The following is a 20,465-nucleotide window of genomic DNA, read 5'->3' as shown; positions in this document are numbered from 1 at the left end:
CCTATTCCTTTTTATCCTGTTCCGTTATTTTTTTCTGCTTAGATTTCGGAAGAGCGGCAAGTAACTTTTCCCTTAGAATAAAGGGAGAATCGCCGTGCTGCATGGATAATACACCTTTTATGATAATTTCTTTCGCCATTATTTCCTGCTGGCTTTTCACTTTCAGCTTTTTGGCGAATGGATTCCATAGAACGTAGCCGGTAAAGATACCAAGAATCGTTGCGATAAACGCCGCAGCAATTGCCTCAGCCATCCGTTCCGTATCATTGATGGAGGACATGGCAGCGATCAAACCAAATACCGCGCCCAAAACACCCAGGGTAGGAGCGTATGTACCGGCTGATGAGAAAATACTTGCATTGATCTCATGCCGCTTTTCCATTGCAGCAATTTCAGTTTCTAAAATATCCTCGATCAGGTCTTCACCGGAACCATCCACAAGCAGACGGATGCCTTTTTTTAAAAAGGGGTCCTGAAGTTCTTCTGCTCTGGCTTCCAGGGATAAAAGCCCTTCTGAACGGGCTTGCTTTGACAATTCATACATTAATTCAATCATTTCGGCTTCAGAGGTTCCTTTTTGTTTTGTAAAAAGGATTTTAAACAGCGATCCGATGGATTTAATATTTTCTCCGGGAAATGAGTTTAAAATTGTAGCAATAGTCCCGACAATAATAACAAAAAATGCTGCCGGGTTTATGAGAACAGTAAACTCAATGTGTTTAAAAATCATAGCGCCGACAACGGCAGCAACACCAACTATAACGCCTAGGATGGTCGTTAATTCCATAGTTTCTCCTTTGTATATCTAAGTTATTAGTGATCCATGAGGCTGAACTCAGCAACTCCCATACACCCAGCCCGTTATAGTATAATATATTTGTTACCGCTCCAGTATTAAATAATTGTTAAAAATATGAAAAAGCTGCCAGGAAAGAATTTATATGGGATATGGCACATGATAACTCATTTCATGCACAGTATCTGATATAAATTCTCTCACGACAGCTTCTTTTTTATCTTTTCCTATTCATACAGGGGATATTTTTCACAGATCTTTGTAACTTCACTTCTAATGTAATCGGCTTTGCTTTCAAAATCCGTGGCAGCCAGCCAGATACACTCTGCGATCTTTTCCATGTCCTCTTCCTTTAACCCTCTGGATGTAACAGCCGGAGTTCCCACGCGGACACCGGAAGTCACAAACGGGCTTCTGGGATCATTTGGCACCGCATTTTTGTTTAAGGTGATATATACTTCATCACAGCGGTTCTGCAGTTCCTTTCCGGTTACCTCCAGCCCTCTTAAATCAATCAGCATCAGATGATTATCCGTACCGCCTGTCAGGATGTTGAATCCCTGTCTGATCAGGGCGGCAGCCAGAGCCTTTGCATTTTTCACCACCTGCTCCTGATAGGTCTTAAACTCAGGCTTTAATGCCTCGCCAAAGCAAACGGCCTTGCCGGCGATCACATGCTCCAAAGGACCTCCCTGTGTACCTGGGAAAATGGCCTTATTAAAGTTAAATTTGTCCGCTGCTTCCTGATTTGCCAGAATCATTCCGCCTCTGGGTCCGCGAAGAGTCTTGTGAGTGGTGGTTGTCACTACATCTGCATAAGGGATGGGGCTTGGATGGATTCCTGCCGCAACCAGGCCTGCAATGTGAGCCATATCCACCATAAGATAAGCCCCTGCCTTGTCGGCAGCCTCCCGGAATCTCTTGAAATCAATGGTCCTGCCATATGCACTGGCTCCTGCCACGATCAGTTTCGGCTTATGCAAAAGCGCAAGCCTTTCCATCTCATCATAATCAAGAATACCCTCATCATTGACGCCGTAAGGAACTATGTTAAAATACAAACCGGAAAAGTTAACGGGACTTCCATGGGTCAGATGACCGCCATGGTTTAAATTCATGCCCATAACCGTATCTCCTGGCTTAAGCATGGCAAGAAAGACCGCCATATTGGCCTGAGCCCCGGAATGAGGCTGAACGTTGGCATAATCACAGCCAAATATCTGCTTCGCACGCTCGATGGCAATGGTCTCAACGATGTCCACATCCTCGCAGCCGCCGTAATAACGCTTTCCCGGATATCCTTCCGCATACTTGTTGGTGAGCACAGTTCCCATTGCCATCATGACCGGCTCTGAAACTATGTTTTCCGATGCAATCAATTCCAGATTCCTTCTCTGCCGTGCGCATTCCTTTTCAATGGCTTCACCCACTTCTTTGTCATAGCCGGTGATAAACTTCATTACCTGATTTACCATGTGCATACCCTCACTTTTCCTTTTGAATATTACCAACTTCCATTTTGGTAGATTATAAGCCATTCTTCCTAACAATGTCAAGGCTTTCTCTTCTTCCTCTTTGGTCTTCAGCATTTGTCTATAACCGGTAAACTGGGGCCGATTCCATTTATCCTGCCCCTTTCCCTGTCATACACACCTTGAAATCTTATAATTTTTTATCACAATCTGCAGCGACTTATTTCCATTGTATTCATTTACGGAAGGATAATATATCACATCCAGGATCCGGCTGTTTCCCAGCTCTTCCATAAAGGAATCTCCGTCGCCAAACAGCAGGGCATCCACTGGCGTGCCCTGGTCCGTTGCAAGAGAAAACTTCACTGCATTCCTGTTTTTTCCCAAAACACGTACGCTTCGGATATGAAGTCCCTTCTGTGCGAACAAAGGCTTTTCATTGCCCTGGCCGAATGGCTCCAAAAGCTCCAGTTCCTGGATCAATGGCTCATTTATGTATTCCAGGGGCATAGGAACATCGATCCACACCTTTCGTATGAAATCCTCGGACGTAAGCCTTGCCTGTTCGTTTAAGCGTCTCCGGAATTCATCCACATGTTCCTTAAGAAGGGATAAGCCTGCTGCCATGGGATGGCCTCCGAACTTTAACAGCAGCTCCTTCACATTTACCAGAGCTTCAAACATGTGGTAGGTTTCAATGGAGCGGCCGGAGCCTTTGACGCTTTCCTCCCCATCTGTTAATACAAAGGCAGGCTTTTGAAAATGTTCCCGCAGCCGCCCGGCAATGATCCCTGCCAGCGATTCATGGCAGTCCGGCAAGTATACCACCAAAACCTTATCTTCGCTGTAAAGGGATTCCACCTGCTCCACCGCCTGGCTGGTCCCCTGCTTTGTCATGTCCTTTCGCCTGTCATTCAGTTCCTTTAATTCCAGTGCCATCTGATCTGCTTCCTCTTCATTTTGACAAAGAAGCAGGGATAAGGCCAGTTTTGCAGTCTGAAGGCGGCCTCCGGCATTTAAGCAGGGACCGATCACAAATCCGATCTGGTAGGCGGTTATATCATCCTTATCCAGATCATTCCTTTCAATGAGCTTTAACAGTCCCAGGCTCTTTGTCTGCCCCATCCGTTTCAGCCCTTCCTTTACAATGATCCGGTTCTCATCCTGAAGCTTCATCACATCACCTACGGTTGCAATGGCTGCAAATTCCACCATCTCAAGCCATTTCTCCATTGGCACGTGAAATTCCTCATAAAGAGCCTGAACCAGCTTATAAGCCACCATTCCTCCGCAGATATCAGGATATGGATAGGAGCAGTCCTCCTGCTTTGGGTTCACCACCGCATCTGCCGGAGGCAGGACTTCCCTGCCATCCTCCTTCATGATATCATGGTGGTCCGTAATGAGAACCGTAAGGCCCAGCTCCTTTGCAAGCCTGATCTGCGCCACTGCGGCGATCCCGTTGTCACAGGTGAGGATGGTATCTATGCCATCCTCTGCCGCAGCCCGGATAATGGATTCATTGATCCCATATCCATCCTTTAACCGGTCCGGGATCTCATAGTCCACCACAGCCCCTACCTGGCACAGGGCCTTGTATAAAAGGTAGGTGGAGCAGACGCCGTCAATGTCATAATCCCCTACGATCCTGACCGGCTTTTGCTGCCTTGTCTTTTCTCTTAGGATTGCCACGGTTTTATCCATATCCTTTAAAAGATGAGGACTGTATAAATCCTTTATTCCTCCGTTTAAATACTTTTCCACCGCCTCCCGGCCAATCACATCCCGGTTTCTTATCACTCTCGCAGTTACCGGCGAAATGTGGTGGCATTTTGCCATTTCATCAAAATCAGCCCTTTTTGTCTGTAGCATCCATTTCTCTTCTGCCATGTTTCGTTATCTCCCTGCAAACGGCTCTTCCGGACAGTTCATTCTTATCATTTTCTTCTGTGCCGGCCGATCCGCCTCTTTCCTTTCGTTTTTTCGCCGCATCCAGCCGGCTCATCAAGCTGGTAATAGAATAGAGAATAGGGGCAAAATCCCCGCGGTACGCATGCTCGCATGTGGATTTCACCTCAAAATTCTCGCTTCCGATCTCCCTGAATAAATATTTCTCATCATCAATGATGTATTTAAGCCGCTTAATCAACTGGTTGACGGAATCGGTCAGAATTCCGATCTCATCTTCGGAACGGTAGGAAAGGTACACCTCCAAGTCTCCATTGGCAACTCTCCTGGTACCTTCCACAAGGGCCTTGACAGGCTTGTCAATGGCAATAATTATATAGATCACCAAAAGGGAAATAACCCCGCCGATCAGGCAGATGGTTATGATCTTTATTTTTGCAAGCTGGTCATAGAGCCTGTCACCTTGAATGCTGGCCGCCTCAGCCCCCTCCCGGTTAAATTCCGCCACCTTTAAAAGTCCGTTGCTGGCATCGTCAAATAACTGTCCGGACTCTCCCATGATCATATCAAAGGCTTCCTGGGTGTGATTTTCACGGCTTTTCACAAGCAGATTATCACTGTACTCCAAATACTTCTTCCATTCTCCTTCCGCCTCTTCCATCAGCTTCCGGTCCGATTCATTGGCAATATAATTCTCATAATCTTGAAACCCCTGGGCAATCTCTTCCCGGATCTGGTCCATTTCCCCTTCCAGGCGGTCCATATCCTTGTTATCCACGGTGATGACATGGTTATATTCTTTAATACGGTAGTCTGATGTCCTGGTGTTAAGCTCCTCGGCAATGATGATGGCAGGGACCCAGGACTGTGAGATTTCCGTGCTGGCCTCATTGATCCTTCTTGCCGTTATCACGGATTCCGTTCCCATGAAAATCAATCCCATAATGCTGATCCCTCCTAAAAACAGGAGCTTTGTTTTAATATTAATATTTCTGATAGATTTCAGCTTCATAGCGCTTTAATTCTCTCCTCCTCAACCGGTAATCCGGTAATTCTCTCTCCACAACCTGCCAAAATGCAGGGGAATGATTCATATGAACACGGTGAGCAAGCTCATGGACCACCACATAATCTGCCAGCTCTTCCGGAAGAAGCACAAGCCTCCAGTTAAAGTTTAAATTTCCTTTGGCACTGCAGCTTCCCCACCGGGTCGCCTGATCCCGGATGGCGATCCTTCCATAGTCCACCTTCATAATTGCAGACCATCTGGCTGTCCTTTCCCCCAGATACTCTCTGGCTTCCTGCCTGTACCAAAGCTTCACAGCCTCTTTAACGGCTGTTTCCTGGTCCTCCCCTGAATATGGTCCCATGGGCCCGGAGACCACCAGGCTTTCCTTTGTATCCTGTATATAAAACGTCTTTCTTTTATAATCAGGCCGCACATGAAGAATCCTGCTGCTTCCGTGAAAAAGCACGAAGGCACCTTCCGCCCAATGAAAGGCCTCCCTTCGCTCCGACGCTTTCCGAACCTTTGCCACCTGCGCAAAAACCCATTCCCTGTTCTTCTGTACCAGCTCATGACCTGCCTTAAAGGGCAGGCGCCCTGGAAGCCTTACGAAAACCTCTCCTGTTTTCGTGACCTGCAGGGCCAGGGTACGCCTGTCCGATTTTATGATCCCGTAAGAGCACGTGGTTCCATCGTCAAAGGAGAGCATGCCCGTTTCCTTTCTGCTTTCATGATTGCCCGCTTCCATCGATCTGATTCCCAACCTTTTCTCTTCATCTTCTCTCTGTCATATACTTAAACCCGTAACCCCAATTATAGCGAATAAATACAAAAGAAACAATACATATCTTAACGGCCGGAAACATAAAATAAGAGAACCCGGCAGGTTCCCTTATGACTGTCTCTCTTACTAACCCTCTTCTTCCTCATGGGGAACCGTGGGATATCTCTTTCAATCTTTCATAATCCATGATCCGGTACCCCTTATCTTTTTTAAGGATCCCGTCATCACAAAGCTTCTTTATGACAAACAGTATATGGCGGTAGCTGATGTTCATATACTCGGAAACATCCGTGTGGGGTATGGTGTATTTCCCATTTTGCTGATACTCGAGAATAAAGGAAGCCAGCCTTTTTTCCAGGGAATAATTTAAGTATTCACTCATCCGGCAGCTCCTGATCATCAGCTTATTGGAAATATAGGAGGCAAAATAAAATGATATTTCCGCCTCTTTTTTGCAGACTTTCTTTAACTGATCCAGCTCAAATTCCAGGCAGACCACATCGTCCATCACCTTATTTTCCTTGATATAATCCTCGCTGCAGAATAAGGAAAGCTCTCCCAGCCAGTCGCCCTTCCCTGCAAAATCGAGAATCGACCGGCGTCCGTTCTCATGGTCAATATAGATTTTCACCATTCCGGAAAGGATCAGGTAGCAGCGAGTGATCTTGTCATCCACATGAAAAATATTCTTTCCCGCCGGATAATGCCGTTCCTCTCCGGCCGCGGCCAGACTGTCCGGTATTTCATACATATTGTATTTTTTCATTTTTTTTATTCTCCATATGATAATTCTCATAGTCGGCTGCCTGCTTTTTATGGTATCATATTCCCGAGGTGAAAACAATGAGCAGAAAAAAACGAAACGATTTAATCGGAACCATCCTATCCTTTGTATTCTTTGGCTTTGGAATATCCCTGCAGCTGAAGGCAGCCATCGGGCAAAGCGTCTTAAACGCACTGGCAGTGACATTATCCTATACCATCCAGATGAAGGTGGGCACCATACTCAATGGGATCAATTCCTTGTTCTTCATTTCCTATTTACTTTTAAGGCGTTCACGTTTAAACTATAAAGACACTATACAGATTATTGCCACCATTGCAAACGGCTATATCATCAACCTGTTTTTATATCACTTGCTTTCCATTTTTACCGTGGAAAGCTATATTTACCGGGTCATCCTTTATTTGACCGGACTTGTAATCGCTTCCATCAGCCTGGGAGCCATCCTGGCAATCGGAATCGTGAAATTCCCGCTGGAAAGCCTGTGTCTTGTGATCAGCGAATCATATAAAAAGAATTTTGCCGCTGTCCGCATGAGCTTTGATGTGATATTTTTGATCGTCACCCTATGCCTGACCCTGTTATCACGCGCCCCGCTGCAAATAAGGGAAGGAACTGTTATCAGCGTTTTTCTCTTATCCACCCTGCTTGGGATCTGCTATGAATTTTTCAAGAAACATTTAACTGTGGAGGACTAAACATATGTATCAGATTTTTTTACTGGATATTGACAATACCCTGCTGGATTTTGATGCCGCTGAAGAACAGAGCTTTAAAAAGGTGATCAAATCCTATGATTTGGAATATAAAGACGAAATGCTTCCCCAATATAAAAAGATGAACAGGCATTTATGGGATTTGCTGGAACAGGAAAAGATAGGCAGAGAAGAACTTCTCAATACCCGTTTTTCCCAATTCTTCCGCTTTTACGACTTAGAAATCAGCGGAGAGGAAGCAGAAGGGCGCTACCGAAGGCATCTTGGAAACAGCTCTGATTTAATTCCAGGCGCCACGGAAACCCTGACACGGTTAAAGCAGATGGGGAAACAACTGTATTCCGCATCAAACGGAGTTTACTCCACTCAGATACAAAGGCTTGAGCAGGCAGGCCTTCTCCATCTTTTCGACGGAATGTTCATATCGGAAAAAGCTGGGTATGAAAAGCCATCCCTTCATTTTTTCGAATATTGTTTTGAGAATATCCCACAGCTGGAGAAAGACAAGACCATTATGGTTGGAGACAGCATATCCTCTGATATTCAGGGTGCTGTAAACGCCGGCATTGATTCCTGTCTCTTCTGCCGTTCCGGCCGGCCCCTGCAGTCCGAAGCAACCCATACCATTCAAGATCTTTCAGAATTGATAAGCATTTAACTTACCTTTATTCAAAAAGCCCGGCAGCAAAAACTGCCGGACTTTCTGTCATTTTCTCAAATCCCCTTCATGAACTTTGTGGGGGATTTCAAAGTGTATTTTTTAAATACCGCACAAAAATGCTTGTAATCTGTAAACCCTGTTGCATCGGATACCTCACCGATCCGGTATTGCCCGGTATTTAACAGGTTAATGGCCTGGGAAATCCGGTATTTATTTAAAAAGTCCAGAAATGTCTGTCCGGTCACCTCTTTGAATTTCCGGCTTAAATAGCTGGCACTGACTCCAAGCTTATCTGATATGGATTCCACGCTCAGCTTGTCCCAATATCCTGATTTGATCTCTTCAATGGCCCTGGAAACATACTTGTTTTCTGAAGGGTCCAGCTGCATATAGTATTCCAGGTTCATGATCCCTGCCTCTGATTCCGCCTGCTCCATCACATATTCCACCTGACGGCTGTTTGCTATTTCCTCTCCCAGCCTTTTCATAAGGGCCGCAAGCTTCTCCTCATCCACGGGCTTTAGCAAATATTCGCTGACCCTGGCTGCAATGGCCCTTCTTGCATAGTCAAACTCCGCATAGCTGGTAAGAAGAACGCTTTTAAATTTCACGCTCTTGGAAGCCTCCTTTATCATCTCGATCCCGTCCATATAAGGCATGCAGATATCTGCAATGACCACATCCGGTTTCTGCTCCAGTATCTTTAAAAGCCCCTCCTGGCCATTGGCCGCCTCAGCCACCACAACACAGTCCATCCCCATCCAATCTGTGGTGTAAATCAGCCCTTTGCGGATAATATCCTCATCTTCCGCTATCATCACCCGTAACATTATGATTCCTCCCTTTGTGCGGGAAGGGTCACCACCAGCGTTGTGCCCAGCCCTTCCGCACTGCGTATCTCCACTCCGTATGGTCTTCCGTAAAGGATCCTGCACCGTCTGTGTATATTATAAAGCCCGGAATGCCTTCTGTTGTTTTCCTCCTGCTCCAAAAGAGCCTGGATCTCACTTAAAACCCCCGGAGTCATCCCGATCCCGTCATCCCGGCAGATCATGATCAGCCGGTCTTCATGAATATAGGCCTTAAGCTCCACCTTTAAATTTTCCTGGTTGCCGAACCCGTATTTTGCGGAATTTTCGATCATGGGCTGCAGCACCAGCCTGGGGATCCGGCAGGTCAGCGCCTCCGCTTCCACGTCAACCACATAGGAAAACCTCCGGTTAAACCGGTATTTTAAAATCATGAGATAATTCTCCAGGTGTTCTAAATCTTCTTCCAGAGTCACCTCCGTCCTGCTGCCGTCTAAGCTGTAGCGCAGAAGATTTGATAGGCTGAACACCATTTTCCCGGCTGTCTCCGGCTGGATCAGGCACATATACCGGATATTTTCCAGGGTATTAAACAGAAAATGAGGGTTAAACTGGGATTCCAGCTGCTTGTTCTGGGCCGCAGCCACCAGCTCCGTCATCCTCCGGTTATTTTCCATCTGCAGCTTTAAGCTGGCAATGGTTTCCCGGTAAGCATCGGCTATGATCTTGAATTCATTTTCACTTTCTATTTCAAGAGAGGTGTCTAAATTTCCCTCTCTTGCCATCTCCATGACATGAAGAAGGCGGTAAAAATCCCTGGTTTCCCGTTCTGTCACCTTTTTCGTGCTGATCAGCACCCATATGGTCATCAGCACAAGAGCCGTTATAATGAGGGCACTGCTAAGTCCCAGGGAGAACACGATATTCTGGATATCTGTCACCGAATAGACTAAAAACATGCTGTTATAAGACGGGTGGACGGATACGAGAAACATCTTCTTTTCATAGGTCAGATACTTTTCCGCCGTTTTAAGGACCTTTAAAACCTGGTTGCTGCTGCTCACCAGATTATAATTGCTGCTTAAATAAACCCAGCCAAACCGGTCCGCAATGATGGTCTGGCTGTCCGACCGGTCCAGCACCGGCTTAAACTGGCTGCTGTTAATGGTAAAAACCAGATATCCCGTCTTTTTATCCCCCTGCATCATTGCCATACCCATGGCAATATCCCGGTCAGAGCCCTTCCAGGCCTCCATCAAACGCACCCTGGTTTCCCCTGGTTCCTCATCCATTGCCCCGAACATTCCCCAGTGCACGCCTTCCCTGCCTGATAAATATTCCGGGACATCCGTTCTGGTGGATAAAAGCACTCTCTTTTCTCCGTCAAAAACATACAGCTCCGCCTTATATCCCAGCTGGTCAAACAGCCGGTAAAACTCCTCAAATACCAGCCTTTGCCCGGCGGCCCCTGAGCTGACATTAAAAAGCAAGTCAGAATCCGACAGAGCCTTAAGCTTCTCTTCGTATCCGGCAAGGACTTTCTCAAGTTCCTCCGCCACCAAAGCATTGTGTGACTCATTCCCGCTTTTTTTCCCGTAGAGAAGGACCGCAAGAAAAACCAGCGTACAGATCAGGGTAAAGCCCACCGCCGGAATGATGGCATATCCCAGGATCAGGCGGCGCAGCTCCTCTTTGAAATATCGTCCCTTTTTCATGCTCCCTCCCTATTCTAATCCAGGGTTCCTAAAAAGATTTCCGAAAAACGGTTCAGCCATTCCTTTTTGCTCTCCTTTACCACAGCTTCCTCGTCATAAATGATATGGATCGCCTGCTTATCCAGAAGATACTCCGGTTCATTCACATCCGTTCTTACAGAACGCCTTCCAAGGCTTTCAGAGATGACCGTCTGGGCATCCTTTCCCGTCACAAAATCCACAAACTGCTTTGCCTCGGTCAAGTGGCCGGACCCCTTGATGATGCATACCACATCAGGCTTTGATATAACACCTTCCTTCATATACACCACCTTGACCGGATATCCGGAGCCAATGTAATGGGCAGCCCCCTCTTCAAAAGAAAGACCCACCGTATACCGTCCCTCGGCCACCCCCTGATATACCTCTGAAGAGCTTTGAAGAAGCTTTCCGCCAAGGTTTCTGCAAAAGGCCTCCACATAATCCCAGCCTGCCTCCGGATCTCCGTCTCCCATAGCATAAAGCATGTTGATCAGATGCTCAAAGGCAGAGGATGAGGTGGAAGGGCCGCACATGGCGATCTTTCCGAAAAGCTCCGGCTTAAGAAGGTCCTCATATCCCTCAATGGAAATATCCCCGGCCAGATTGGTATTGACCATGAGAATGCTGGGAACATCCGTAAACCGTGTTAAGTTCCCTTCCTTGTTTCTGTAGTCTTCCTGGATCATGGGTTCATTTTTGCTGATATAAGGCTCAAACAACTCACTTTTTGCCATGGTAGTAGACAGGGAGCCTCCCCAGAAAATATCGCACTTAGGTTCCTTCCTGTCCTCCACCATCTTTAACAGTTCTCCTGTCCCTCCCGTGCATACCTCCACCTTAATCCCGGTCTGTTCTTCAAATTCCGATACAATGGGATTAATGAATTCCAGGGGATGAGGGCAGTATACTACCATTTCCCCATCCCCCTGAAACTCTGTGGGCACTGTCCCGGAGCCGCGGTCGCAGCCTGCCAGAAAACCAATGCACAGAAGGGCTGCGGCACATTTGATCCAGCTTTTCATAATCCCGGCTTCCTGCCCTTCAAACTTATTATTATCATTCTAACACAGTACTACAGGATGTAAACACCCTTTGGATCAAAATCCAGACAAGCCTTTTCTCCCACCTCATAAATCCTTCTGTTGACCGGATTATAGTCCGTGATCTGGATCTCCATATCACCTACCATCACCTGATAATACTGATAGGAACCCATAAAGGTAGACAAGGTGACCAGACCCTCTAAAAGCCCCTGCTCCGCCAGAATCGCCCCCTCCGGCCGGATCACCAAGGTTGCCTCATCCCCTGGATGGGCCTTGGCAAAGTTGTTTACCTGGAACTCCCTGCCCGCCACGGATATCATGGCCTTTTCGCCTTCTTCCGACAGGACCTTTGCCTTCAGGAAATTAGCTTCTCCAATAAAATCAGCCACAAATCTGGAGGCCGGATGATAATAGATCTCCCTGGGGCTTCCGATCTGCTCCACCTTGCCCTTGCTCATGATGATGATTTTATCGGATATACTCATGGCCTCAGACTGGTCGTGGGTCACATAAATGGCCGTAATGCCGACCTTTTGCTGGATCTTGCGGATCTCAGTCCTCATGGTCACCCTCAGCTTGGCATCTAAGTTGCTCAAAGGCTCGTCAAAGAGCAGGACTCCCGGCTCAATGACCAGGGCTCTGGCTAAGGCCACCCTCTGCTGCTGGCCGCCGGAGAGCTGATTCGTCATACGGGATTCCATCCCTTCCATTTCCACCAGCTTTAATATGTTCATGACCCGTTCCCTGATCTCTTCCTTTGGAACCTTCCGGATCTTCAGCCCATAGGCCACGTTGTCAAATACATTGTAATGAGGCAGAAGAGCATAGCTTTGGAACACCATGGCAGTATCTCTTTTATTGGGGGTCAAGTGGTTGATCGCCTCTTCTCCCAGATATATTTCTCCTTCATCAGGGCTTTCAAAACCTGCGATCATGCGGAGAGTGGTTGTTTTTCCGCAGCCGGATGGCCCCAAAAGGGTGACAAAGCTTCCCGGCTCAATGTCCAGGGTAGTATCCTTTACCGCATAAAACTCCTTGCCTGTCTTTGGATCCATATATATCTTTGATATGCGCTCCAGCCGAACGCCTTTTTTCTGTTTATCCATTTTATCTTCCTCCTGTTTCCTTTCTTCCGCCCACGTTCTATGGGCAGAGTCCGCCCCGCTCTATCGGGCGTAAAGGTATACCCGCAAGGTCTTCAGCTTATTCCTGGACTTCCTTCACAGCTCTGCTGACGCCAAAGAGCTTCATCAGAGCGTTCATGATGAGAACCGCGCCATAGGTAATGAGGATCAATACGGTGGCATAAGCACAGGCTACGCCGTAATTCCCCTTTTCCGCCTGCTCATTGATCTGGCAGGTGATCAGCAAGAATTCAGGCGTTACCAGCAGAATGATCGCAGAAATTGCGGTGATGCTGCGCACAAACGCCGTTACCAGACCGCTGAAAAAAGAATCCTTTATAAGAGGAAGGGTCACGGACATGAATACCTTGGCAGAATTGGCCCCCATGTCATAAGCGGATTCCTCTATGGATTTGTCGATCTGCCGCAGGGCGGATATCCCGCTTCTGGTTCCCGTAGGAAGGCTTCGGACGATGAATACGATGATCAGAATAAGCCCTGTCCCGTAAAGACCGCTCATGATTCCAGATCGGAACAGCCCGTTTGCATATCCCCGGATATAACCGATACCAAGAACTGTTCCGGGAACAGCCATGGCCAGCATGGAAACAAACTCAATAAATCCCTTCGCCTTAAACCGCTTCTTGACAACAAGATAGGAAATGACCATGGAAAGAAACGCAGTAAGGGGGGCGGCGATCAGGGACAGCACAAAGGAGTCCTTAAACGCCTTTAGTCCGCTTGTCTTAAACATGTATTGAAACCACTTAGGGCTTAAGCTGTAATCCCTTCCCCACAGAGTAAACATGGCGCCAAAAGGAACCATGATGTACATCAGCAGCACAAAGGCCGCAACCAGGCCGCAGAATATGGTCAGTGGAACGGTCACGCTCTTATCCTCTATGAGCATCCTCATGCGGGAAGCCTTTCCTGTCAAAGTAGCTGCCGTCTTCTTTTCCAGATAATATTTCTGGATCAGGAACAGCACCACTGTCAGGGACAGCAAAACCACTGACATGGCCGCTGCACCTGTGGAGTCATAAGCTCCCGTCACCTGTAAATAAATGGTGGTGGCCAGGGTATCATAGGACCCGCCTATGAGCATGGGATTTGCAAAATCCGCCACAGACTCGATAAAGGTCACCAGAAAGGCATTTCCAAGTCCGGGAAGGAGAAGCGGAAACGTAACACTGGAAAACACCTTCCATCTGGTCGCCCCCATATCCCTGGTGGCCTCTTCCAAAGAAGGATCGATGTTTTTCAAAAGTCCCTTTAACATTAAATAGCATACGGGAAAAAAGGTCAGAGTCTGAACAATGGCAATTCCTTTAAGCCCATAGACATTGGAATCATATATTTGAAGCAGGGAACGGCTGATTAAGCCGCTTCTGCCAAAAAGCATGATCATGGACAGAGATAATACAAAAGGCGGGGACACCACCGGAAGCATGGAAACAAGCCCGAAAAGCTTTTCTAAAATCCTGGTTTTCAGCTTCACATACACCTCAACATAAGCAAACAGAAGTCCGATTGCCGTAGAAGTGATTCCGGTGATAAATCCCAGAACAAGGGTATTTTTAAAAGCATTCTTAAACCGGTCCAGGTTCAGAACTCTTTTAAACACGTCAAGAGTGACGGAGCCCTCCGCATAAAAGCTGTCTACCAACAGCATAAGCAGAGGATATAGTATAAACAGTGCTAAAAAAACAAGCAGAACTGCGATCATGCTCACCAAAACCGGGTCTGAAAAAAACTTTTTGCGCTCCAGACGGGCGCTCTGCAAGCTGGCCATATAAAATCCTCCTTTCGTCATTCCAGGCAGGAGTCCTGTTCCCATCATGTAAAAAATGCTGCGTAATGGTCTATTACGCATTACGCAGCATGTTAATCCATACAGCCGGACGTTTACTTCCTGCCCTCTGTCTCCTTACTGTGTCAGGAAACGGCCGGCATCCGCCTTGTCAGCAGAGCTTCCCAGGGCTTCAAAGAAATCTTCCACATATTTTGCACTGTTTTCCTTTGCATCTTCAAAATCATAATCAATGGTATTGTTCATATCCAGACCAAACTGTTCAGCCTCTTTAGGCTGTGTGGCATTTTTTAAAACCAGGAACTGATAAGCTCCGTTTTCCTTGGCAAGGTCCACACACTCCGGTGACAGGGCATATTCGATCCACAGCTTTGCTGCATTGGGATGGGTGGCGCCGTTAAAGATGGCGGTGGCTCCTACCTCAAAGGATGTTCCATCCTCAGGAACAATCAGCTGAATGTTGTCATATCCCTGAAGGATCTGATAAATTCCGTCATGAAGGAAACCGATTCCAATGACACATTCTCCAGGTCCAACCATCTTGGACGGGCCGGAGCCTGATTTTGTATACTGGGCAATGTTCTTGTCCAGCTTTTTAAAGTATTCCATTGCTTCGTCATGGCCCTTCATCTGGATCATGGTATTGATCACCAGCTTTGCCGTGCCTGCAGTGTTGGGGTTAGACAGCATGATCAGTCCCTTATACTCCTCTTTCGTCAGATCATCCCAGGTCTTCGGAGCTTCCAGGCCAAGCCTCTCTAACTCTTCCGTATTCACCATAAAGCCCAGGATTCCCTTATAAATACCATACCAGCAATTAGTAGGATCCTTATACTGGTCTCCGATGAGGTTCTTGGCATTCACCGCATCATAAGGCGTTAACAGCCCTGCTGCAACCGCCTCATTATAGGGGTCTGTAGTTCCGCCGAACCATACGTCTGCAGAAGGCTTTCCGGCTTCCTCAGATACCTTGGTATAAACCTCTGAGGTAGAAAGTCTCTGGAACTTTGTCTTAATGCCATAAGTCTTTTCAAAGTACTGGCAAACTGCAGCCAGATGTTCCTCTTCACAGGAGCCGTATACGGTCAACTCCCCTTCAGCCTTTGCCGCCTCAATCAAAGCAGATAAGTCCTCGTCTCCCCCTGACTCCTTCTTCTCTTCTCCTGCGGCCGCAGTTGTCTCTGCAGCTGTTGTCTGCGCCTCCTTTGCAGTCTCTGCCTTTGTCTCTGCCGCCTCCTGCTTGGAGCCGCATGCAGTCAGACTGAGCGCTGCTGTAAGCGCCAGCAAAAATACCGTTCTTTTTTTCATAATAGATATCCCTCCGTTCTTTTTCTGTGATCTAATCATAGCAGAAAAACACCAGAGCAAATACCGAAAAACCAGTAATAATGTCGTGATTTTTGAACTTATCCATGCCTTTTTTAGTAAAAATACACACGTCCGTTTATCTTAAAAATCTCCCCTCCAGGGCCAGAAACTGATCCAGGATCATCCGGCTAACCCTTGCACCGAACACAGTGGCCGGATGGGCCGGATAATACATGGCATCAGAAAATTCCTTATGGAACATAACGATGGCATAAGGCCCGTAAGGAGTAAACACAAGACCTCCGTCATTCCTGCAGGCGTCCATGCTTCCGCTTTTAGAGGCTACGGTGATTAGGATATCATCTGTGTTGTCGCTGTCCATGTAAAAGGGAGGAAAGTCTTTGGTGATCATACTGTTATAATGCTGCTTCTTAAAGATTTCCAGCATCTTCTCATCCGCTGTCCGGCTGATAAGCTCCCCCTTTGCCAGGCGGGTAAAAATGCCGGCGTAATCCCTTGGCGTGCTGGTCCCCAGCCTGTCGTACCTTTCAAAATGAATGGGGTTGTAGAGCACCGTGTCCCTGCATCCCAGGGCTTTGATGCAACGGTTAATGGTATCCAGCCCCAGATAGTCAATAATCATATTGGTTGCAATATTATCGCTTACAATGATCATAAAAGTGGCTGCATCCTTTACCCGAAGCCTTGCTCCCGGCTCCAGAGCGGTAAGCACGCCGCTTCCCTCCACCACATGCTCCTCCTTGTATTCGATCATATCCTCAAGGCTTTTATTTCCCTTTTCCACCTCATCAAACAAACATGCCAGGATATAAGTCTTTATGGCGCTTGCTGTTTCAAATGCTTCATCTGGGTGAACGGCAATCACGTTTCCGTGGAAATCATCTAAATAGATTCCCATTTTCCCGTCATAGCTCATGACCTCCGCTTCGATTCTTTTCTCTAATGTAAGTCTGGAATCCATGTTATCCGACCCTTTCTCTTAATTGATTAATGAGGAATCCGCAAGGCAGGCCCTCCCGCCGAAGATACTCCCCGACGCATACCAGCTTTCCGCCAGATCCGCCCGGTAGTCCTCTGCCTTTGGATTTAAGCTGTTGATCACCACGCCGCCGCTGCCGATTCTTCCAGTGGAATGGATGTAGGCTCCATTCCCCATGTACATGGCAATATGTCCAGGAAAATACATAAGATCTCCGGCAAGCATCTCATCCTTTGGAATCTCATGAACCGGAAATCCCGGCTCTATCCTGGCATCCCGGTAGGTCAGTATCCCGTTTAACAGATAGCTCTCCGAGGTCAGCCCGGAGCAGTCAATACCTGCGGTGGACCTCCCTCCCCAGCGGTACTGGGTCCCCAGATACTGCTTTGCCGTCTCCACCACCGCCTTGCGGAAGGCCGCCTCATCCACAATTTCCTTCTGTGGAAGCTCCCCCGTCCACAATCCTGACTGGGAAAATTCCTTTGGCCGTAAATACTGGTTCCTCATATAACCCACACGTCCGTCCAAAAGCTCTACCCTAGCCCAGCCCTCCACTTCCGAATCAAAAGAAAGCACCTTTAAAAGAGAGCCTTTAAAAAGGCTTAAAAGCCGTACCCCCTGGACCTTGGGAAGGAAAACGATATCCGCGTAAACCCCGTCTGTGACCATAAGGTTTCCCTCTTCCCAGCCCTTCAGTTCATCAAGGCTCACCGTTTCAATCTCCTCTTTCCTGATAAAACCGGAATAATTGTAAAAGGTCCGCACCGGATAAAATCCCTCCACCTCTTCCCCGGTGATCGTAACCCCCATCCCATACAGCCCTTCATCTGAAATAGCCGACACCGTTTCTCCAAGGCTGTTCTCCTTTATTTCTTCCGGCCCTTCCCAAATGGCGGCAACCGGTATTTTTACAATCCCGTAAGATTCCATCATCATCCTATCATCTCCTCCTGTCCTTCCTGTTACAGTTCTTCCGGCACTTCATGAACCGCTGCGTTGCACACCGGACAATTCCCCATTTCCATGGGAATGTAGGCCGCATTTCACTCATAAAACGGACCGTCCATCTGCCTATAGCAGAAATGTCCAACAATATAACATGTCACAGCCGTAAAGAAACCGGTCACACCCTTTACTATATTGATATGTACCGCATTTTTCATTATTATATGGTCAGAAATGCGGAATGTCAATGATACCAGAAAATATGGGAGATCGAAAACTTTGCATCCCATAGGAAAAATAGAATCCCGTTTTCACAGAACGTAATTTCTGTAAAACAAAAAATACACCCCTCCCCGCAGCGCACAGCCTTAATTCCTTAAGCTGCCGCCTCAGGGAGGGATGTATCACAATTATCTCAAAACTCCATCAATGATCAGGATTATTGATAGTATTTCCGAGAGCCTCCATCCTCTTCCTTTAACCGGAACCGGTTCACAAGGTCTTCCAGCAGGCTGGACTGGCTGGAAAGCTCTTCGCTGGCGGCCGCAGACTCTTCCGCTGTAGCAGCATTGGTCTGTACTACTGAGGAGATTTGATCGATCCCCAGTGCGATCTGCTGCATTGCCTCTGACTGCTGCACGGAAGCGTTTGAAATACTTTCCAAATGACCGGCCACCTCTTCCACATGGCCTGCAATATTAGACAAGGATTCTGCAGTCTGTCCAACAAGACCGGTCCCCCGCGTGACGGAACGTATGGAGCCTTCAATCAGCCCGGCAGTATTATGAGTCGCATCTGCCGTTTTTTGAGCCAGATTCCGCACTTCATCAGCGACAACGGCAAACCCCTTGCCGGCGCTCCCGGCTCTGGCCGCCTCCACTGCCGCATTCAGCGCAAGTATGTTTGTCTGGAACGCAATGTCATCAATGATCTTTAAGATGCTGTTGATCTCATTTGTCTTAGAATTGATCTCCTCCATTGCGCGGATCATTTCCTGCATCTGCCTGTTTCCATCCAAAACACTGGAAACCGCCGCCTTGGAAAGCTCATTGGCTCTGTGAGCCATTTCCGCATTGGATCCGATATGATTGGTTATATCGTTTATGGTGGAGGACAGCTCTTCAACCGATGCTGCCTGCTCCGTGGCCCCCTGGCTCAAAGCCTGGGCCCCTGAAGCCACCTGACCGGAACCAGACGCAATCTGATCCGATGACATCTTAATCTGGGCCAATGTCTCCGTAAGAGTCCGGGAAATATTTAAAAGAGCCGTTTTTATGGTGCTGAACTCTCCTATATAATCCGATTCCAGTTCAAATGCCATATTTCCCTGGGCGATCTGGTTTAAGACGGAAGAAATCTCCTCAATATATTTTTTGTATTCCTTAAGGGTCACGCCGATCTTCCGAAACGCCTCCACCAGCTGGCCCACTTCTCCGTCAGCCTTGATCTGAATATCCACATGAAAGTTTCCTTCAGAAATCTCCTGTGCGGATTTGGTTACGGCTTTAATGGGTTTGGCAATGCTGTTGCTGATCAGGACTCCTGCAGCCAGTACGATTATAAATACAACAGCTAAAGTAAAATACATGATCCTTTCCATCTGATACACGGTTTTAAACAGAGCTGCCTCAGATACTATGGAAATATAATTCCAGCTGGTCTTATCAGAGCGGACGCTTTTTATAAAATACGGCCTGCCCCCTATGTCGATCTTCTGAAAGTCAGCATTTTCGCTGACTGCTTTAAGAAATTCTTCCCCATACGTCTCAGAAAGTTTTTTAAAGTTATTCTCCGTATTGCTGGGATCAGCCAGAATAGTACCGTCGCCGGTGACCAGCATATAATAGCCATTTGAATCCTTTGTAGCCATCTCAAACAGCTTTGTAAGAGCATTTAAACTCATGTCCATAGCCATAACACCTATGACGTTTCCCTGAGAGTCGGTAATCGCCTGGGACGCACCTACGATCACAATATCGTCCGTTGCAAAATAATAGGGTTCCCCCAGAACAGGAGCGCCGGGAGCCGCCTTTGCATTGGGATACCATGGGCGGATGCGCGGATCAAAGGCAGAGTCTAAATCCGAGTCCGGATACTGTATGTAACCGCCGCTTTCCGTGCCCATATAAATATACTGATAATCCGGATGGCTTTTTCCGAATTCCGAAAAGCTTTTGAATATTTCCCTCTCCACCGGTCCGTTTTGCCCCGGTGTCATTTTTATAGAGGAGGTGATATCGGTGTAGCTGGTAATGGTTTGGTCCGCTGTCTGAAGCAGTTCCCCTTCGGCAAAATAGCGGACATTATTAAGCATATCATTAAACACGGCATCCACATTATCGTTTACCAAAGACAGCTGCTTGTTTACGGAGGTTTTCTGCTCTGACAGGGATGTGCTTTTTAAGCTTCTTAAAAGCAGTAAACTAAAGCCCAGGAGCGGGACAATTGCAAAAAAGACCAGAAGAAAACTCAGCTTAAACCACAGTGTCTTAAAAGGATTTACCTTCATATAACTCCCCCTTCTTTTGTATATCTTGAATTCTCCTAATCATAGCAAATATCA

General features: G+C 47.2%; 17 protein-coding genes. 2 read left to right on the top strand and 15 right to left on the bottom strand.

What is annotated here, in order from left to right:
- Position 1: 1 nt before the first annotated feature.
- The 6 genes from motA to K401_RS0113755 form a co-directional block, all read right to left on the bottom strand.
- On the bottom strand, positions 2-787 hold the full coding sequence (motA, locus tag K401_RS0113780; RefSeq protein WP_024293487.1) for a flagellar motor stator protein MotA: 786 nt from the start codon (positions 785-787) through the stop codon (positions 2-4).
- A gap of 236 nt (positions 788-1,023) precedes the next feature.
- Entirely contained in the window at positions 1,024-2,271 is a 1,248-nt protein-coding gene (gene glyA, locus K401_RS0113775) for a serine hydroxymethyltransferase (protein WP_024293486.1), read from the bottom strand.
- Positions 2,272-2,439: 168 nt separating this feature from the next.
- Positions 2,440-4,158 carry a single-stranded-DNA-specific exonuclease RecJ gene (gene recJ / locus K401_RS0113770; protein ID WP_024293485.1) on the bottom strand — a complete coding sequence of 573 codons (1,719 nt, stop codon included), beginning with the start codon at positions 4,156-4,158 and terminating at the stop codon, positions 2,440-2,442.
- Positions 4,118-5,188 carry an MCP four helix bundle domain-containing protein gene (locus K401_RS0113765; protein WP_024293484.1) on the bottom strand — a complete coding sequence of 357 codons (1,071 nt, stop codon included), beginning with the start codon at positions 5,186-5,188 and terminating at the stop codon, positions 4,118-4,120. Before K401_RS0113765 ends, recJ begins: the two co-directional genes overlap by 41 nt.
- Positions 5,160-5,945 (bottom strand): M48 family metallopeptidase, encoded by a 786-nt coding sequence (locus K401_RS0113760; protein ID WP_330363154.1) that lies wholly within the window; start codon positions 5,943-5,945, stop codon positions 5,160-5,162. The genes K401_RS0113765 and K401_RS0113760 overlap by 29 nt, the downstream gene beginning before the upstream one ends.
- A 163-nt stretch (positions 5,946-6,108) precedes the next feature.
- Positions 6,109-6,732, bottom strand: a complete 624-nt coding sequence (locus K401_RS0113755) for a Crp/Fnr family transcriptional regulator (protein WP_024293482.1) — start codon at positions 6,730-6,732, stop codon at positions 6,109-6,111.
- Between the two features lie 77 nt (positions 6,733-6,809).
- Between K401_RS0113755 and K401_RS0113750 the strand changes: the two genes are divergently transcribed.
- Together K401_RS0113750 and K401_RS0113745 are read left to right on the top strand one after the other, a co-directional pair.
- On the top strand, positions 6,810-7,448 hold the full coding sequence (locus K401_RS0113750; protein WP_024293481.1) for a YczE/YyaS/YitT family protein: 639 nt from the start codon (positions 6,810-6,812) through the stop codon (positions 7,446-7,448).
- Between the two features lie 4 nt (positions 7,449-7,452).
- Entirely contained in the window at positions 7,453-8,124 is a 672-nt protein-coding gene (locus K401_RS0113745) for a YjjG family noncanonical pyrimidine nucleotidase (RefSeq protein WP_024293480.1), read from the top strand.
- Positions 8,125-8,180: 56 nt separating this feature from the next.
- On the opposite strand, the gene K401_RS0113740 is transcribed toward K401_RS0113745, so the two are convergent.
- The 9 genes from K401_RS0113740 to K401_RS31870 all read right to left on the bottom strand — a co-directional run bounded on the left by K401_RS0113740 (position 8,181) and on the right by K401_RS31870 (position 20,411).
- Complete coding sequence (locus K401_RS0113740; protein WP_024293479.1) at positions 8,181-8,957, bottom strand: response regulator transcription factor; 777 nt, start codon at positions 8,955-8,957, stop codon at positions 8,181-8,183.
- Positions 8,957-10,651, bottom strand: coding sequence for a sensor histidine kinase (locus K401_RS0113735; protein ID WP_024293478.1), 1,695 nt, complete (start codon positions 10,649-10,651; stop codon positions 8,957-8,959). The genes K401_RS0113740 and K401_RS0113735 overlap by 1 nt, the downstream gene beginning before the upstream one ends.
- Before the next feature lie 14 nt (positions 10,652-10,665).
- Positions 10,666-11,694, bottom strand: a complete 1,029-nt coding sequence (locus tag K401_RS0113730; protein ID WP_024293477.1) for an extracellular solute-binding protein — start codon at positions 11,692-11,694, stop codon at positions 10,666-10,668.
- 50 nt (positions 11,695-11,744) lie between these two features.
- Positions 11,745-12,821, bottom strand: coding sequence for an ABC transporter ATP-binding protein (locus tag K401_RS0113725; RefSeq protein WP_024293476.1), 1,077 nt, complete (start codon positions 12,819-12,821; stop codon positions 11,745-11,747).
- Positions 12,822-12,918: 97 nt separating this feature from the next.
- Complete coding sequence (locus K401_RS0113720; protein WP_024293475.1) at positions 12,919-14,631, bottom strand: ABC transporter permease; 1,713 nt, start codon at positions 14,629-14,631, stop codon at positions 12,919-12,921.
- A gap of 135 nt (positions 14,632-14,766) precedes the next feature.
- Positions 14,767-15,957, bottom strand: a complete 1,191-nt coding sequence (locus K401_RS0113715) for an ABC transporter substrate-binding protein (protein ID WP_024293474.1) — start codon at positions 15,955-15,957, stop codon at positions 14,767-14,769.
- 136 nt (positions 15,958-16,093) lie between these two features.
- A complete protein-coding gene (locus tag K401_RS0113710) occupies positions 16,094-16,939 on the bottom strand; it encodes a serine hydrolase (RefSeq protein ID WP_024293473.1) in 846 nt (281 codons plus the stop codon).
- Positions 16,940-16,957: 18 nt separating this feature from the next.
- Positions 16,958-17,893, bottom strand: a complete 936-nt coding sequence (locus K401_RS0113705) for a C40 family peptidase (protein ID WP_051464036.1) — start codon at positions 17,891-17,893, stop codon at positions 16,958-16,960.
- A gap of 448 nt (positions 17,894-18,341) precedes the next feature.
- The gene (locus K401_RS31870; RefSeq protein ID WP_024293471.1) at positions 18,342-20,411 is read right to left on the bottom strand and encodes a methyl-accepting chemotaxis protein; all 2,070 of its coding nucleotides are present in this window, start codon (positions 20,409-20,411) and stop codon (positions 18,342-18,344) included.
- Between the last annotated feature and the right edge of the window lie 54 nt (positions 20,412-20,465).

The sequence above is a fragment of the Lacrimispora indolis DSM 755 genome, assembly GCF_000526995.1.
GTDB classification, from domain to species: domain Bacteria; phylum Bacillota; class Clostridia; order Lachnospirales; family Lachnospiraceae; genus Lacrimispora; species Lacrimispora indolis.
This window is presented reverse-complemented; position numbering and strand designations above follow the sequence as displayed.

Coding starts and splice junctions, on each gene's coding strand:
- motA (WP_024293487.1), bottom strand. CDS start 787: ATGGAATTAACGACCATCCTAGGCGTTATAGTTGGTGTTGCTGCCGTT.
- glyA (WP_024293486.1), bottom strand. CDS start 2,271: ATGGTAAATCAGGTAATGAAGTTTATCACCGGCTATGACAAAGAAGTG.
- recJ (WP_024293485.1), bottom strand. CDS start 4,158: ATGGCAGAAGAGAAATGGATGCTACAGACAAAAAGGGCTGATTTTGAT.
- K401_RS0113765 (WP_024293484.1), bottom strand. CDS start 5,188: ATGAAGCTGAAATCTATCAGAAATATTAATATTAAAACAAAGCTCCTG.
- K401_RS0113755 (WP_024293482.1), bottom strand. CDS start 6,732: ATGAAAAAATACAATATGTATGAAATACCGGACAGTCTGGCCGCGGCC.
- K401_RS0113750 (WP_024293481.1), top strand. CDS start 6,810: ATGAGCAGAAAAAAACGAAACGATTTAATCGGAACCATCCTATCCTTT.
- K401_RS0113745 (WP_024293480.1), top strand. CDS start 7,453: ATGTATCAGATTTTTTTACTGGATATTGACAATACCCTGCTGGATTTT.
- K401_RS0113740 (WP_024293479.1), bottom strand. CDS start 8,957: ATGTTACGGGTGATGATAGCGGAAGATGAGGATATTATCCGCAAAGGG.
- K401_RS0113735 (WP_024293478.1), bottom strand. CDS start 10,651: ATGAAAAAGGGACGATATTTCAAAGAGGAGCTGCGCCGCCTGATCCTG.
- K401_RS0113730 (WP_024293477.1), bottom strand. CDS start 11,694: ATGAAAAGCTGGATCAAATGTGCCGCAGCCCTTCTGTGCATTGGTTTT.
- K401_RS0113725 (WP_024293476.1), bottom strand. CDS start 12,821: ATGGATAAACAGAAAAAAGGCGTTCGGCTGGAGCGCATATCAAAGATA.
- K401_RS0113720 (WP_024293475.1), bottom strand. CDS start 14,631: ATGGCCAGCTTGCAGAGCGCCCGTCTGGAGCGCAAAAAGTTTTTTTCA.
- K401_RS0113715 (WP_024293474.1), bottom strand. CDS start 15,957: ATGAAAAAAAGAACGGTATTTTTGCTGGCGCTTACAGCAGCGCTCAGT.
- K401_RS0113710 (WP_024293473.1), bottom strand. CDS start 16,939: ATGGATTCCAGACTTACATTAGAGAAAAGAATCGAAGCGGAGGTCATG.
- K401_RS0113705 (WP_051464036.1), bottom strand. CDS start 17,893: ATGATGATGGAATCTTACGGGATTGTAAAAATACCGGTTGCCGCCATT.
- K401_RS31870 (WP_024293471.1), bottom strand. CDS start 20,411: ATGAAGGTAAATCCTTTTAAGACACTGTGGTTTAAGCTGAGTTTTCTT.